This window comes from Colwellia sp. BRX10-1 (assembly GCF_014077545.1).
GTDB lineage: Bacteria > Pseudomonadota > Gammaproteobacteria > Enterobacterales > Alteromonadaceae > Colwellia_A.
Map to the genome: position 1 here is coordinate 1 of NZ_JACGWC010000078.1, position 921 is coordinate 921.

Sequence of the window (921 nt, forward strand, 5' to 3'; positions counted from 1 at the left end):
AAACGAAGACGCCCTACAACGAATCAAAATATTTAGAAGCATTAAAACGAAGAGGATCACCACTGTTAAAATTTGCAATAAATAGCTAAATTTTACTAGTTGTCCACCTCAGGGCGTGTTGTTAGCTTTCTTTTGCCTCGTTAATACCACGCTGTACTCTAGCAGGAAGTACAAACAAAAATGTTGCTAAAGCTTGAGCGAATTCAATTACCCTTTTAGCATCTTCATAACTAGGTAAAGGAGCATCATCATCAGCATGTCGTTGATCATTAGCATCTAAGCGGACGTCGTGTGCCCATGTTGCCATTTCATCTGTTATGAGGTTAGTATCGACAGCATTCTTTATGCGACCATACAAAGATCCTGTCTTTAAGCCTTTTGCTTTTAGCATTGAATCAATAGAGCTAGCCGCTAACATTACAGCACCAGCAGGTGAACTAATACTATTTAAAGCCTGCTCTAGGTACTCTTTGGCTCTATCTGGAATCTCTTTATCTATGTTTATTTGCTCAGGATACATTTCATAAATGTTTCTATTTCCTTTCGGTGACCCCGTTAAAATAGCTCCACCACAACGTGTGCAGCCATAAACGCGCCAAGTATGCTCATTTTTTTGATCATGAGCTAGTGAAGTCAATATACTCGATATAGCTGGTAAGGATGGTTTATCAACACTACAATGAACACATCGATCAAGTTCTAGAATATTTCCCTGAATTGCCATTGGTACTCCTTGAAAGCTAACGCCGTTTTAAGCGGCAAATTGCAGTTGGCTAAAATAAGTGAGGCACGAACGAAAAGCCAACTGTAATTTGTCCGACTTGAAAACCCTTGTTAGGTGTTTATTCCACCGAAACTATTTTAATAGATTTTAAGCACTCTGATGTAAAGCCAAGTGGTTCTAAACTATAGCTGACACCT

At 39.0% G+C, this 921-nt stretch carries 1 protein-coding gene; it reads right to left on the reverse strand.

Going from position 1 to position 921, the window contains the following annotated elements:
- Positions 1 to 121: 121 nt before the first annotated feature.
- On the reverse strand, positions 122 to 724 hold the full coding sequence (locus H4J75_RS19605; RefSeq protein ID WP_182223056.1) for a DUF4145 domain-containing protein: 603 nt from the start codon (positions 722 to 724) through the stop codon (positions 122 to 124).
- Positions 725 to 921 lie beyond the last annotated feature (197 nt).